Origin of the sequence: Hymenobacter fastidiosus (assembly GCF_039539565.1) — a bacterium.
GTDB lineage: Bacteria > Bacteroidota > Bacteroidia > Cytophagales > Hymenobacteraceae > Hymenobacter > Hymenobacter fastidiosus.
Genome location: NZ_BAABDJ010000035.1, coordinates 191,879 through 206,792 on the forward strand (window position 1 = coordinate 191,879; position 14,914 = coordinate 206,792).

Below are 14,914 nucleotides of genomic sequence, written 5' to 3' on the forward strand. Positions count from 1 at the left end.
ATCAACCTATGGCTCTACAACTAGGCCCGCAAGATGAAACGAGGAAGCATCCCGTGAAGGTACCTGAATGCGCGGCGTCAGCGGAAACGGGTTGATAACGAAACTTAGGTGGGCATCGGCTCCGGCAGGGGCACGGCCAAAGTCTTCCGTGGGGTTGATGCTCAGCCGAAGCTTGGGAAACAAACGGTTGCGCGTGGGCTGGGTAAATGCCTCAGCTTCCTCAGTGAGAGTGGTAGCCGGGTTCAGCAGCCGATTGAAAGCTTCGCCTTCCTGTACCAGTGAGCGATGTGCGGTGAAGAGCCGGATTTCATAACGCACAGATTTGAAGGTGGGCAACTGCTCCAGCTTCAGCAGCACGTCATGGAACACTTGGCCCTCGCCCGGATTGAAAATATTGAGGGTAAGCTGCTCAGTATAGGGGTGCAGCTTCAGGTAGTTTTTAAGGTGATGAATGACAACCTCGGCATCCACGTCATTTTCAATCACGCTGCTTGTGCCGCGCAAGTCGAGCACGTGTTGTAAGTACTGCACCAGCGAGCGGCTTGACCCGGCAGCTGCCAGGGCGGAGTCATTGCCCGCCGTCACGGTACGCGTGAATACGCCCCAGCCAAAGCACAGCTCGCCAGCGTACTCGTAGGGCTGCACATCGGCGTCCTTCACCAACAACGGGTGGTTGGTGGGCTGCAAGCGTCCGAAAAACAACTGCTCTATCTCGGCCGTCCAATGCGGGGCCTGCCGGTCAAAATCCTCGCGGGTTAGTTTCTCCCAGCGCTCAAATAATTGGAGTAAGCCTAGCTGCCAGCCTAGCCGCAGCGGGTGCAGGGGCGGCACCAGCAGGGCGGCGTACCGCTCCTGCGTATCGGGCAGCCGGCCCCCCAACGACACCATATCGAGTTGCTGCACGGCCACCAGCAACTCTTGTAGTTGTGCTTTTCCTTCTTCCGGCAAATCTAGCCACTGTTCTTGTTCCTGTTTCAACCCGGCCAACAAGTCAGCGTAAGCTTGGACATAAGCCGTGGCCGCGTCACGATGAAGCGCCAGGTCAAAAGTCTCAAAAATGCCGTTTTTGCTGGCGATGCTCTCGCTTACCACCGCAAAAAACTCGCGCCGAGCCTCCAGGAAAGGTTGGGTGCCGGCATGGTCGCTCAAAGCACTGGTTTCGGGCGTGAGGGCATCCGCCGCCAGGGATTGCCCGGCAACGGGTGCTTCCACTGCCAAACGCCCCAAACCTGCCGGGTACTGCAACACATACTGCTGAAACATTCGCAGCTTTGACGACACCGCCAGTTGAAAACTGTAGGGCGAGTCTTTGTACTTAATTTGAAAATTGGAAGCCGTCTGCTTATCCGGCTCATTCAGCCAGCGCCATTCGTCCTCGTCCGGCTCCAGGCGACGCTCCGTGGTTTCGTGCTTCCGCAGTAGCAAGTCGAGCCGGTACCGGAAATAACTTTGGAGCACACTAGATACCTTTTCCCGCCGCGAGGTTTCGCCTTCCGGGTCACCATCAATCTTATCGGCCTCGAAATAGAAAATCTCCGTATCCGAGGTCCAACGGCCTTTGATATCCAGGCGGTTGGCCGCTTCGCCGTCAAGGTCTTGCAGGCGCCGCCACTCGGCCTGGGCCTCCGACTCCTGAAAATCGTCGTTAGTGTTGAGCACGTTGCCTCGCGTATCAAGTGCAAAAACGCGCAAAAAATATTCCCCTGGCTCCAGCAGGTTCGCGTCAAACTTCATCTCGCGTGTACGGCTCTTACCCTGACTGCCCCCGCTGACCCACCGGTCGAATTGCGGAATGGCACAGGCGTAGTCACCTGCTCCCACCACCTGCATCAGGTCGGCCTGAAAATGACCCAGGTCAGCGATGTTGGTTGGCTTGGGGTCGGTGCTGAATTTAACCTTCACCTTTACCGGGGCACTGAGGTTGCCACGCAGTTCGAGCTTGCCGTTCTCGTCCCGCTCAAACACGTTGCTCGGGTTGCCTTTTAAGTCCTCCACGGTCAGCTTCGGGGGCTGGCTACGGTGCAGTTCCGCAATGGGCCAATGCTCAAAAAACAACTGCGGGTACTGCGCCTGGATAAGCTTAGTGAGGGCAGCCGGCGACTTGGCCGCTCCGTTCTCGCGCAGCAGCCGAGCCAATTCTAGCTGAAGAGTGTTTGGGTTAGCCGGCACCGGCAAAGCAGCCAGGCGCTCATAAACGCCTTTACTGAACTCGCACAGCGTATTGATGCACTGCTGATTATAATTCAGCCGGGCTGGGGTCTTGGCTGGGTTGCTCAACAAGTCGCCATCCGGAATCAGGTCCAGCAGGTGCAAGGCGTGGCCGGTACGGGTGGCATTGGCCGGCTCGTCCAGCACGTGCAGCAAAAACTTGTTACGCTTCTCAACGCTCACCCCACTGTCCATAAACTTGATGACGGCCGCGAACGGCCCACTGGCCAGCCCCACGGCCTCGGCCCGCTCGCGCAGTTGCCGGTTGATGAGGGCCTCAATGTCGCTCAAATCCAACTCCGAAAACGTGGCGTTGCCGAACGAGTCTTCGGCCGCCGTGCGCAGCATGGCCGGGCACAGCACTAGCAGCGGCGCAGCTTCTAGATTTCGACGTTCAATGAGCTTGGTGGCCTGAATGTAGCGCGGCTGCCCGGCGGGCGGATTTTGACTTAGGATGTAGCATTCCAGCTTGGGAGCGGCTTCGGTAAACCGCTCCCACAGCGTTTCCAACACCTGGTCGGCCACGCCGCCTAGCTTCATGCAGTGGCCCTTGGGGGCCTGGCGCAGCAGCGGCGTAAACTTCTGCTCAATAGCGTCAATAACAATAGCGTTGTAAGACATCAGGCGGGCTGGGAATTGAGCGTGTAGCGGGGACGAATTTTTTGCAGCAGGTAGGCGTCACTCAGCTGTGTGTAGAAGCCAATTTGGCGGAGCTTGTATTTGAGAGCCTCCACGTTCTCGCTGAATGCTTCGTGGATGCGTAGGTCAGCATCCTGAAAACGAGGCAGGCCCAGCCCGTTGATGACGATGCCGTAACGCTGGTGCAGGTGCGCGGTGAAGTCTTCGATGGAAACTGCTGTACTGTAGTAGGAATCCGTGGCGTCGTCGGTCCGCAACACACTGATTTGCACCAAGGCTTCAAGCAGCCGGGTGCCCAGCACAAAGCGGCGCTTATGGCGGCGGCTTTTGCCCTGAGCCAGCATTCCGTTCTCAGTGTTTTTGAGCAGCAGCGAATCCAGCAGGTTGGTGTGATAGAGTTGGTGCCACGCGCCGCGCACGTACAAAAACACGGCGAGGTAGCGGTTCACGTCGTCGGTTTCCAAGGCCACTAGGTCGTCCAGCGTCTTGTGTAGCTCGTCCGGCGTGCCCTTGTACACTTCGCTCAATTGCTGGCGGCAATAACCCACAAACTCGGTGTCCAGGCCACTAATTGCCTTCACAGCTAGCTCTAACCGCTGCTTAGCCGGCAGGTCGCGGGCGGCAAAGGGCAGCGCGGCCAAGCTGTTGTTGATGGCAAAAACGGCCCGTACGTAGTCGGGTAAGCTGTTGTAGAACTGGCTGGCATCGTCCATTGCCAGTTGCCCGGCCTCGGTGTCGGGGCTGTCGGTCACATCGAGTACGATGTCCAGAGGCCGCACAGCGGGCAGTTGGCCGGTGCTCACCAGCTCGGGCACGTAGCGGATGAGGCGCAGCAGGTAGAGACTCAGGTGAAAACCGGTGAGCGTCTTAAGGTAATCCAGCAGCACGTGGCGCGGTATCACGTGGCGGTATTGCAGTAGCCGGTGTACGTCGTCGCAGTACGTGGCCGCTTCGGCGGGCAGTAGCGGGCCAATCTTGTCAAATACCGGCTTAGCATCGCCTGTGGCGTCGGGCTGCGTTTTCTGCACAATGTCAATCATCCGCAGCAAGCCCAACGAGTCAATGTCGAGCAGGGCGCTCGGGCTGACGGTTTTCGAGGTCTCGTCCCAGCCTTCGCTCAAATAGCGCTGCAGCTCTTCGCGCACCGCCGGTTTTACCGACAGCATGGAATACACCTGGTCTGCCGAATTGTAGTCGCGGGTGTGCTTCTGGTTACGAATGCGGTAGCTGAATAAATGGATGGGCTTCAGCGAAGTGAAGTTTTCCTTTTCCGGCCCTTGTCCCCGGTACACCATGTCCATGAGGTTGGCCCGCAGCCAGCCCCGCACAGCCAGCTGGTTTTCCTTAATGCCGCTGGCCTGACCGGCTTCTTCCATCGAGCGGAAAACCTGCATCAGTTCTTTCTCGCCCACCTGCTTGTTGGCCTGACTTACGCGACTGCGGGTGCGCCCGCCGTTGTGCTTCAGCAGCACGTACAGGTTCACCAGCGTCCGGTCGAGGTTAATCTGCTTGGCATCAATGAAGAATATCTGCTCGTTGCGAAACGGCAGTTTGGGCATTTTAATGGGCATAGGACGGGCAGATTAAGCGGGTTGAGCGAGGAGTACGGGCGCAGCAAACTGCTTTTTTTGCACCACAATCTTGTTCTGCGGGTCGGCTTCTACAGTGTAATAGTCGCGGTGGTCGCCTGTTACCAGCACCTGCCGGTAGGGCAGGTTAGCCAGCAGATTTTTGAAAAGCTGTAACTCCAGGAAGCGCCCTTTTAAGTCGTTGAGTGAGGGCTGATAGCCTAGTCCGATGTAAGTCAGCAGCTCGAACAGGTCGAGTGAGATTTCCATCGAGACGTGCGGTAAGGTCAGATGGCGAAATACCAGCCGGTCCGGGAAATACTCCAAGTATTCGGTGCGCTTGGGTGGCACGCCCAGACGCAGCTCGAAGTCGGCCAGCGCAAATAGCCGGTAGGTCATGGCTACGTTGTCTTTTTCGCCCACGGCCAGCACCAGATACTGCTCGCTGATGAGCTTATTGGGGCACCTTTCCAGGATAGCAATAGCGTAAGCAATGTTGAGCCGTAGCTTGTCCAATTCCCTTTGCTGCTCGACCGGCGTCGCCATCAACACCTTCGCAAACTGCCCCACGGCCCGATAGGGCAGCCGCAAATCCGAATCGAAGCGCCCTTCAAAATACTGGTGGCGGGCCAGCAGGCGGTGCAGAGGCCGTTGGGGCGGCAGCTGCCCTTCTTCGGTGGGCGCGTCACGTAGCGCCACTTTCTCGCGTTCCAGCCAGCTAAGCAGGTCGCCTTCCCGCTGGGCGCTGAAGGGCAGATAGTTTCGGCCTTGCAGCGGGTTATAATACAGGTTGCGGTCAAGCTCGGGTAAGGCCCGCTGGCCCACGTCGGTCAGGCGAACCAACTTCACCAGCCGGTCGCGGTTGCCAGCATCCTCAGCCTCACTGTCGGGTAAGTTGAAGTAATACTTTTCTAGCAAAGGCATTGCCTGGCCGGCCGCGGCCAGTGCCTTCACGTCGGCGCAGCTATGGTCGCGGGTAAGCCAGAAGGCCAGCAACGAGCGCAGGTCGCGCATGGTCAGATGCAGCTCGCGGCGCAGGTGCACGGTTAGCAGCAGCCGTTCCATGCGGCGCAGCACTTCGTCGCCGGCATCAGGGTCGTTTAGGCTTTGGGCGTTGTATCGGATAAAGCACTGCTCGCGCACCGCACACGTGTTGCATCCGGTCCAGAACTCCGGTTTAACCAACTCTTTTATCTGGCGGCGAAAAATACTCTGTTCGCCTGTTAGCTCGCTCAGGCTCACCACCGAGCGCAGATTAAGATTGACCAGCAGCAGACCAGCGGGCAGGTCCGTTACGCCTTCCTCATAGAAAAAAGCCTCTACAGCCTTTTCCAAAGCCCCAAACTCGGCGCGGTGCGCTTGCAGGTATTCGACCAACCGGCCCTCGTTGATGGCAATGAGCCGCCCAGCCGGTACCTTGTCGAAGTCAGCGCGCCCGGCAAAGGGAGCTAGAAACTCGTCCAGTACCTGCGTGTTCTCCTTGTCGCCCTCGTCCTGCGAGCCGTCGTAGTTACTCTGAAACGGTATGCCTTGCGACTCGAATGAAGCGCCGTTTTGCGTTACGCTGTCGCGCTTAAATGATGCCGAAAATAGCTTTTGGGCCTCTTTTTCTAGCTTCTGAATGAAAGCCGTTTTGCCATCGCCTGCGTTGCCCGTGATGATTACCAGCCGGTATTTGGCTTGCAGAATGTCGTTGATGAGCTTGGTGTCCAGCCGCGTCTTGATGTAGGTGCGCTCGGCAAACGCATCGAGCCCCCGGGTACCAGCGTTGGTGTAGCGCGACTGGCTAAAAAGCTTGTTCAGCTCCATCACAAACTTCTCCGTCGGGATGGTCGTGGCGGGCACAAGGCGGTCGGCCAGCAAGCCCGGCAAGCCCAGCTGCTCCAGCGCGTCCTGCATCTCGCGGGCAGTGGCAAAACGGTCAGCTCGCTGAGGCTGCACCGCTTTTAAGAGCCAAGCCGCAAACCCGTCTGACAGCTCCGGCCGTAAGGTTTTGGGGTGGTGCGGTTCACGGGTAATGATTGGCTTGTTGGCCTTGCCGTTAGCATCTGCCCAAGGATGGCGTTTGCACACCAACTCAAAGAGCGTAATGCCTAGGGCAAACGTGTCACAGCTCTCATCCCAGCGCACACGCATTTGGTCCACTACCCGGTCGGGGGCAATGTAGAAGGAGGTACCTACGTGGTCCTTGTCAGCAGCTTCCGAGGTAGCCACGTTGAAATCAATCAGCACGAACCGTTCGTTACGGTGCCAGATGATGTTGCGAGGTTTGATGTCGCGGTGGAAAATCGGGTGTGGGCGCTCGTGCAGGTAGCGCAAGGCCCCTGTCAATTCCTGTCCCAACTGAAATATAATGGGCAAGGGAAGGCGTTGCTCTCCTTTCACGCCACCAACGTAGTCGCCCAGGCAGTCACCTTCCAACAGTTCCATCAGTGTGAAGAAACGGCCCGTAGGCAGTTCTCCATTCCACACGAACTTGACAATGTTGCGGTGGTCGAGGCCTTTCAGCGCATTATACTCATCGAGCACCGTGCGGGTATTCACGCTCTCATTGTACACCTTAATGGCGCGCTCTTCGCCTTGCAGGGTGTGTTTCACCTTCCATACTTCCGAGTAGCCGCCTTCGCCCAGCGGGGACACAAAAAGGTAAGACTCCTGTTGGTCGCCCACGCGAATGCGACCGTCTGAGGCAGTCGGTGCCGGTGTACTAGCAGGGGCAGGCGTAGTCAGGGTGCGCGTATTGCTTAAGCCCTGGTCGAGTTTGGCCAATACTTCGGTCATGGTTTGCAGCCGGTCAGCTGGCTGCAGTCGCACCATTTGGTCTACCAGGTTATCCACCCACTCAGGCAAGCCAGGTACCCGGCGGCCCGGTAGCTCTGAGGCAGGAAGTTTGCCCTGCCAGTGGTCTAGGTCGTGCCAGGAGTTGGGCAGAGCCCGTTCGCCGGTCAGGGTTTCGTACAAGGTCAGGCCAAGGCCGTACACATCGGTGGCTGCCGTGGCATCTGCCGGGCTGTCGTCCAGCTCGGTGGCGCGGTAAGGTAGGGCATCAGCATCATCGTCCGCCGCTGCTGGCAGTACCGTGATGCCTTCGCGCTGCGCAGCCCGGAAAAAGGCCCGGCTAAAGTTTCCCAGGAAGGCGCCTGCAGCTGTTAGGTAGATATTCGCCGGCCGCACATCGCGGTGGTACACGCCGGCGGCGTGAGCAGCTTGTAGGGCCAGCGCCACCTGGCGTATCAGGGCTAGCTTTTCGGGCAACGAATACGTGGCCCGGTCCAGCTCCATGGCCAGGGTCTTCTCGTCCAGGTAATCGGTTATCTCAAACAATTCACCCCGCAACTCATCCGTCAACATTTGAACGGTAAGCACATGAGGCGCCGCTCCAATCTTTTGGAGCGCCTGGTATTGGTTGCGAATTACGCCCAGGCGAAACGCGCGGTCGGCGGGGCTCAGCTCGTGCACATCAAGGCTATAGGCACGCACCCGCTTCTGGCCAGCGCCGTCGAGGCCGCGCGGCCGCACTAGGTACTCTGTGCAGTCGGCGCTTTGGGCCAGGATGTCCAGCACTTCATAATCGGCCTCAAACAGTTTAGGCTCGGGCCGTGGCTCTTGGCTGAGGCCGGTTAGGAAAGCCACCACACCCTCCTGCAGGTCGGCTATTTTGCCAGGCGTGCTGCGGGCCGCGTCATGGTCTTGCAGGTAAGTCGTGAGCGACTGGTCAAGGGAGAATACCCGGCTGCCGGTGGCATCGGGCAGTTGGCGCGACACCATTGATGGGTCCGACAGCGTGATGGACGTTTCTATCCACGCCCGGCCCCAGGCGGCATTTTCCTGTTTGAGCCGGCTAGCCAATACACTGGTTTTGAACCGCGCCCCGAGTAGGGGGCTTTTGAAGCTACGGCCACTTACCCGCCAGGTGTGGTCGTCGCCAATGAGGTGCCCTCGCCAATCTTTGTTTTCAAGGTGGTAAAGCGCATGGGGGGCCACTACTATCAAGTCATACTCCAGCAGGTCCACCGCGTTATTGCGGGGGTTGCGGTATGCCAGGTTCACGTTGGGAACCAGCAAAAACGTGTCCGGTAGCTGGGCTTCTAGAAAATCTAGGAGCCGCTGCTCGCCGGCCTGCACCGCGCCTTCATGGTGGGCTGGGTTGATGATTCGTGCCATGCGGCTATGGAGTCAACAAGGTTAATCCTTAGTTATTATTCTATGCCCAGCTTGCTACCAAGAAGCAATTGCCGATTCAATGTGTTGAATGGCTTGGTTTTCAAGCTGAAGTGCCTCATAGCGTTTGGCATGGGCCGTAACTACAAGCTGATGTATCTCCTCCATTTTATCAGTGCTCAAAACAGGTACAGGCACGTCAGCCAACAGCTTCGGTATCGGACGGCAGAGCTTAGTGCCAGACTGCGTGGCCCGAATTAGACGAAAGCCGTACTCGCTGGCCAACCACGCATAGAGGTAGCCAGGTGGTACTGTGCCATTCGTATTCATGCGTATGAATTCCCCCGAAATCAGCTTGCCGCGCAGCTCCTCTCCAGCGAACAGGGCTCGACAAAAGATTTCGTTTTCGCCTAGTGTCCCGACACCTGCAATCAGCACTTCGCCATAATCTACAAGTCGTTGGCTGCCGGCGTATTTGCGAGCCAAGCGCTTACCCTTTATTCGGATGTCGAAGACGTCGGACTGGTTTATGAGCTCAATACTGGTGGGCGAGTCCAACTCCAACCGTTTGAACGAACCAGTGCTGAAAAACCGGTTGCCTTCTAGACATTCCGCTAGTGGCACAGTATTCACATTTTCGATGACCCGCGCCCGGAGCCGACCTATACGCTTTGAGTAGTTGAAAGCAGTAAGAGTCGTAGCATCTACTTTACGCGAAGTAAAAGTTGAGACAGGCCTGCTTCCAGGATGGAAACCAAAGTATTCATACTCATCAGCCGTAAGTTCTGAAAGTTCGCAAGCGAGCATTAAGTCTTCGCTTGCTTTCCTCATTAAACGAGTTGCTTCTTCCCGGAAACTAGCGGATTGCTCAACCCACTGAGTTATCTGTTTAACTTCTGCTTCAGATAGAAGCGGCACGGGTAAATCAAGAACGTGATGCTGTTCGATATGCTGTATTGCCGAACCGTATGTGTTCTGGGTAAGCAGCCCATACCCATATTTTGAAGCTAGAAATGCATACAGATAGCCTCCCGGTATTTTATCTACATCTGGTACCACACGCATTATGTGTTCCGACCCTGTTTTGCCAACAAAATCCTCGGTGGCATAAACAGCTTTACCAAGAGTACCACCATAGGTGCCTGAGCGAGAAAGAAGGGTCCACCCCTTCTCAAACCATAGGTCGCTGAGATTTGCGGTCTTAGTCTTTGATATCAGTTTCAAAGAAGTGAAGTCCGCTTTTAGCATATCAGCATTGCCCATGAAAGGGATGCCACGCTTCACATCATCAACGTAGTACCGTTTAGGCCGGCCACCATTGAAAATCCGCTTTGTTATGTCTCCAAGCTCTTTCCAACCGTTTGGGCTTTGCTTAATCTTATATTCTGCCTGTCGCCCTTCGCTTAAGTGATAGGAGGCATCTAAGCGCACACCTGTTTCGGTAAACCAAGCAGCTTTTGCACGTGCTGTTATCATAGTCCTTGGCTTTTAACAAACTCGTGGTAAGCAGCGCGGATTTTGGGAAGGTCGTCATCGACTGTAGGCGCCTTTTCGGTACGGTGCTTCAGTTTTTTTTCACCTGTTTTCCCATCTAAGCTTAAATAAGAGATGATTTTTGAGCGGACAATCTCCGCTCCATCCTCGTCCCGCTCATAGACAGGTATACCTCGGCGGTCTTTTCCAACCCTTTCAGCAATGGCCATAAACACTTCATAATCGTGGTCGCCACGGTCATATGCCAAGCTGCGTTCTACATCAGTGAGCTTTTGCAAAAACAGCAGTGAAGCATGGACCCCTACCTGTGGCAAAAATGCCTCTACGGGTAAGTCCACTGAACCCAAGAGCCGAAATTTGCGAAGTATCCAAGCCCGTAAGTATTCGGTGTTTGGGTTGCCCAGAATGCCATCGGGTAGCACAATGGCCAAACGTCCACCAGGTTTGAGAAACTGATAGCAGCGGTCAATGAATAGGATTTCAGGAGGCTGGCTCGTGGCTACGCCTTGCTTATCCCACTCTTTACCGTTGGCCATGCGCCGCCAAGTATGGCCCAGGTCGAACTCGCGCAGAATGCCTTGGTCATTAATAGGAATTTTAGCCCCAAACGGCGGATTCGAGAAAATGAGGTCAAAGCAGCCTAAACCATTGGTGTAATACTGTGGGTCAGTCTCTTCCTGGTCACCTGCCGCGTCCACACTGTCCCGAACAGCATCATTGAATGTCTTGATGTCAGGAAAGTTGCCTTTAGGGTACTCCAGCGAATTGAAGTGAAAGATGTTGGCGTGGCCGTCGCCGGCCATCACCATGTTCATGCGGGCCGCTCGTTTCAGGTCGGGGTCGAAGTCGATGCCAAACTGATACTGCTGGGCATAGGCAAGTACCTTTTCGTTTACGTCGGGCGAGTTGTACTTGTCGCGCAGCCATTCGCCTTCCAGGTCGGGGTATAGGTCCTTGGCAATCTTGTGCCGCACGTGGTCGAGCACCATCACCAGGAAGCCCCCACTACCGCAGCTGGGGTCCAGCACCCGTTGGTCGGGCTGGGGGTCCAGCATTTCGACCATGGCACGTACGATGTTGCGCGGCGTGAAGAATTGTCCCCGCTCCCGCTTCAGTGTCGTGCCGACGATGGTTTCATAAGCCAGGCCTTTCACGTCAACGGTTGCATCCAAGAAGGAGTAACGAGCCAGCTCGGCCGCTACATAGCCCAGGCCCCGGTCGGTCAGACGGATTTCTTCATTGCCTTCGAATACCTCCGCAAATTCGAGGGATTCTTTCATCTCGGCAAACAACCTCTTGATACGCTCGGCTACACCGGCGCGGCCTTCCTCGGTGTTGTTTTCCTTCACCCCCACCCAAAAGTAGCGGCGGTAGCTCTTGCCCTCGCGAGCGCAGATGTCGCGGCGCTTCTCGTCGTAGATTTTGCAGAAAATCAGGTTCAGCAGCTGCCAGAAAGCGTCTTTCTGGCGCCCCTCGTTGCCATAAATGTAGTCGTGGCAAGCCCGGAAGGTGCGCACCAGCGACTCGTTGGCCGGGCTGCGGCCGGTCATCTTGTCTGAGCGCTCCAGGTCGGCCAGCGTTTCGCCCGCCCCAGGAAAGTCAGCTAGCTCCTCGAACACCACGGCGTTCATCGCATCGAGCTTTTTCTGAAAGAAGGTGAACACCGTGCCGTTCGACCACAGTCCGAACTCACAGTTCTCGGCCGCGCTCAGCGCGTCTTGCAGCACCGGCCAGCCTTTTTTGGGGTCGTTAGGCTTCGTTTTTTCGTCGTTCACCACGCACATCCGAATCAGATGCTCCTGCTTATGCTCGGCGTTCGCCTCGAATACCACCAGTTCCACGCGCCGCTTCCACTTCTTACCCTCATCGGTGGTGCCGGTTACGGTGAAGTCGCGGGCCATATCTTCCTTGTCGAAGCCGTATTCTTCGAGCAGCATCAGAATTAGAGCTTGCAAGTTCTTCTCCTTGCCAGTTTCCTTAATAGGCTGGCCCGTTAGGCGGCATTGGGCAGTGCTTTCGTCCTCAGCCGGGTCTTCGGTCAGCAGGTCGGGGTCGGTCAGGTCGTCGGGTTGCATGGGTTGGGGCGTTTGGCAGGGCGGAACTTGCGGGGTGGGCCGTGGGACGGGGATAGCGCGAAGCAAGCGCAGGCTAGGTTTCGGGTTGGAGTAGGTGTTGCACTTCGGCCCACAGGTCGCGCCGGTTGGCGTAGCGGCGCAGGCGGCTTTCGTTCAAGGCGTAGCATTGGCGGGCCTGGGCAAAGATGCCAGGCAGGCTCACCTGATAATCGAGGTATAAGTCGCGGTGGGCCAGCGTGTCTACCAGTAGCTTTTCAATGGGACTAGTGCTAGCCGAACCCGTTCTCGTCAGCGGGGCCTCGCTAATGAGAGGCCGTAGCACCACGGCCCGTTCGTGTCGGTGCACGTAGGTGAGTACAGCCGCCGAGTCGGGATTTAGAAATACTAGCCGGCTATGCGTCAGCAAGGCCTCATAGAGCGCGGGCAAGTGGACTTTGCTGGTTTCCAATAGTCGGTAGCTCGGTAGCATTGGGCCATTGTGAAACTCATTCAGCCAAGCGGTATCAGAAAAGCAGAGCGCCGCCCCGGTGGGTAGGGCCAGTTGCGCTTGGCGCAGGAGCCGGGTCGTGCCACTGTCGAGTACCGGCGCAAAGGTGGGGCGTGGGGCCAGCGAGGTGTAACAGCCGCGTCCCACTGAGTGCAGCACTCCCTTAATTTTCAGTGTGTGCAGGCGTGAGACGAGAGTTGCCACCGGCACTCCTGGCTGCTCTTGTCCCAGCAGCATCAACAACTCCTGACGTGACCATTCCGGCCGACTCAGCAGCATTTCCTGTAAGGGCGAAGTAGGTAGGGTTTGCGGCACGCCAGACAGGTTTTTACCAATTCTTAAGCGAAGGTTGCTGCCGAATTTAGTATTTCCAAATTTTCGGCAAAAATTACTAGCTATTTGCCGAAATTTTGCTTGTCATACGTTTCACAAGCAACTTTAAAAACCCATTTTTACTAACCATGATTATACTTTCCTAGTCAATCTAATATTTTTAGCCAAACGGAAAAATGGTGCACTTCGTCTTACAAGAAAGGGCTTTGAGAGAAGAATGGCTAGCTCCTTTCTGCCCTCAAATCAGAAGTAGATGGTGGCCATGCTCTATACAATGGTGTTAGCAAATGACTGTATGCTCTGGCTGGCGTGATATTTCATCCTGCCACCACAAGCTGCTAACACCAAACCTAACTGCCCACCCCTGCTCGCCATTGAAGTCCTAACCACTGTCTGAATCTCTACGCCGACAAAACTGACAAAAGACATTGCGTCAGTTTTATCGGCGTTAGCTTTGGTAATCCTTCCGGATTACGATTAAGCTAGTTGGCTGGCGAGCGTTCCTGAGTGCAAGAGCAAGTTGCTACAGTGACATTCTGGGGGATGGAATGATGGTAGAACAAACTTGAATGATGAATACGGGAACTGAGTTGTTGGATAGCCAGATAAAAGCGAAACGTGAGCAGTTGCGTCGTCAAGACCCCTCTCACAAATACCACGGTATGCCTCCCGTATATCATAGTACGTTCCACTTGTACTTGCGCTGGGTGCTCGCTCGGATTCGACCACCACGTATAGGTTCGGATGGAACTCCACCACCGCCTCTCATCAATGTCTATGATGACGAGTTCCAGAGGGTTGTGGCACTTTACAAACGGGCGCCCATTAGTCTGAATGAAGTAGGGGCCTTTCTAGAAGAGTTATTTGGTGAGCAGTTCGAGGCCACATTCGACCGCATAGCCAATGCGAACGACTATGAGTACGTGGCGGATACTCTTAGCGAAGAGACAGACCTACTGAATCCTACTTCTGCTACCGTGGTTCGGGCACTTACTTGGCTTAGAGAGCAGGGAGAACTACTAAAGGTTACTAGCCACAGCCTGCCAGATAATATCATGCCCTCTGTTCCTGATAGCTTACCTCAGGAAGTAAGCTTGGCAATTGAGCCGGTAGAGTTGGCAGTGAAAACGACAGTCAAACTAGATTTGAGGCAGGTAGCGCTGCTTTACATTTACCAAGGCAAAGTCATTCCTCCAGCTCCGGAAGCTGATGCCATAGCAAAGCAATATCATCACAAGAGTGGACATTCACTATATAACCGTTCGCTTAAGCTACTTGAACCTGCTGACCGTACAGGAGTTAGTGTGAAAGCGCGACCAAAAATGATTAAGGATATAACGGCAGTTATACCACTTCTGACAGGGGCAGCACAGCAAAAGGCAAAGAAAGAATTGGAAAAACTGTCTAATAAAGAAAAATAGAGATTTCTGTAAGGTTCCTCCGTGTATACAGGGATTAACCTGATTGAGAAGCTAGAAGTGATGCAGTAGTGAAAGGCTGTGCATCAGCTTTAACGCTTGTTCTACATTAAGTAGCATGATTTCAGCTCATCAACGTGCGCACGCTGCCGAGCTAAGCCATATGCTGGAGCCCCGGCGGGCGCATCAACTACACGTGCAGTAGCTTGCACCTGGACATTGACGGCGTGTCCGTGTTCCGCGTGCGTAAATCGGATGACGACCCGCGCATCCCCTTGCAGCAATGTTGGGGCAGCTTTTCGTTGGCAACAGCAAGAATAGGGTAATAAGGGGTGTGAGCAAGGGCCCTTGTGTAAACCAAATTGTAAACCAAAACCAAAACAGCCACCTAGCACCGAAGCTAAATGGCTGTTAATCAATGAGCGAGAAACGAGGTTCGAACTCGCGACCCTCAGCTTGGGAAGCTGATGCTCTACCAACTGAGCTACTCTCGCGAAAAAGTTTGGTGGGCCAAAAGTACGCAGGGAAAAT

At 55.6% G+C, this 14,914-nt stretch carries 7 protein-coding genes and 1 tRNA gene; 1 reads left to right on the forward strand and 7 read right to left on the reverse strand.

All coding sequences use genetic code 11. The features are described from left to right. Window positions 1–6: 6 nt before the first annotated feature. The 6 genes from ABD833_RS15040 to ABD833_RS15065 all read right to left on the reverse strand — a co-directional run bounded on the left by ABD833_RS15040 (window position 7) and on the right by ABD833_RS15065 (window position 12,947). The gene (locus tag ABD833_RS15040; protein WP_345074085.1) at window positions 7–2,829 is read right to left on the reverse strand and encodes a hypothetical protein; all 2,823 of its coding nucleotides are present in this window, start codon (window positions 2,827–2,829) and stop codon (window positions 7–9) included. Further along, window positions 2,829–4,418, reverse strand: a complete 1,590-nt coding sequence (gene mads7, locus ABD833_RS15045; RefSeq protein ID WP_345074086.1) for a methylation-associated defense system protein MAD7 — start codon at window positions 4,416–4,418, stop codon at window positions 2,829–2,831. The genes ABD833_RS15040 and mads7 overlap by 1 nt, the downstream gene beginning before the upstream one ends. A 12-nt stretch (window positions 4,419–4,430) precedes the next feature. Next, window positions 4,431–8,579 (reverse strand): methylation-associated defense system protein kinase MAD6, encoded by a 4,149-nt coding sequence (gene mads6, locus ABD833_RS15050; RefSeq protein ID WP_345074087.1) that lies wholly within the window; start codon window positions 8,577–8,579, stop codon window positions 4,431–4,433. Window positions 8,580–8,633: 54 nt separating this feature from the next. Next, window positions 8,634–10,052 carry a methylation-associated defense system restriction endonuclease subunit S MAD5 gene (gene mads5, locus ABD833_RS15055; RefSeq protein WP_345074088.1) on the reverse strand — a complete coding sequence of 473 codons (1,419 nt, stop codon included), beginning with the start codon at window positions 10,050–10,052 and terminating at the stop codon, window positions 8,634–8,636. Beyond that, window positions 10,049–12,145, reverse strand: coding sequence for a methylation-associated defense system DNA methyltransferase MAD2 (mads2, locus tag ABD833_RS15060; protein WP_345074089.1), 2,097 nt, complete (start codon window positions 12,143–12,145; stop codon window positions 10,049–10,051). The genes mads5 and mads2 overlap by 4 nt, the downstream gene beginning before the upstream one ends. Window positions 12,146–12,218: 73 nt before the next feature. Continuing rightward, window positions 12,219–12,947 carry a DUF6577 family protein gene (locus ABD833_RS15065; protein WP_345074090.1) on the reverse strand — a complete coding sequence of 243 codons (729 nt, stop codon included), beginning with the start codon at window positions 12,945–12,947 and terminating at the stop codon, window positions 12,219–12,221. A gap of 590 nt (window positions 12,948–13,537) precedes the next feature. Between ABD833_RS15065 and ABD833_RS15070 the strand changes: the two genes are divergently transcribed. Continuing rightward, on the forward strand, window positions 13,538–14,386 hold the full coding sequence (locus ABD833_RS15070; RefSeq protein ID WP_345074092.1) for an NADPH-dependent FMN reductase family protein: 849 nt from the start codon (window positions 13,538–13,540) through the stop codon (window positions 14,384–14,386). Between the two features lie 418 nt (window positions 14,387–14,804). Here ABD833_RS15070 and ABD833_RS15075 read toward each other — a convergent pair. Further along, window positions 14,805–14,877: transfer RNA gene (locus tag ABD833_RS15075), tRNA-Gly, on the reverse strand. Between the last annotated feature and the right edge of the window lie 37 nt (window positions 14,878–14,914).

Excerpts from the sequence above, each read along its gene's own strand:
- ABD833_RS15040 (WP_345074085.1), bottom strand. The coding sequence starts at position 2,829 with ATGTCTTACAACGCTATTGTTATTGACGCTATTGAGCAGAAGTTTACG.
- mads7 (WP_345074086.1), bottom strand. The coding sequence starts at position 4,418 with ATGCCCATTAAAATGCCCAAACTGCCGTTTCGCAACGAGCAGATATTC.
- mads6 (WP_345074087.1), bottom strand. The coding sequence starts at position 8,579 with ATGGCACGAATCATCAACCCAGCCCACCATGAAGGCGCGGTGCAGGCC.
- mads5 (WP_345074088.1), bottom strand. The coding sequence starts at position 10,052 with ATGATAACAGCACGTGCAAAAGCTGCTTGGTTTACCGAAACAGGTGTG.
- mads2 (WP_345074089.1), bottom strand. The coding sequence starts at position 12,145 with ATGCAACCCGACGACCTGACCGACCCCGACCTGCTGACCGAAGACCCG.
- ABD833_RS15070 (WP_345074092.1), top strand. The coding sequence starts at position 13,538 with ATGAATACGGGAACTGAGTTGTTGGATAGCCAGATAAAAGCGAAACGT.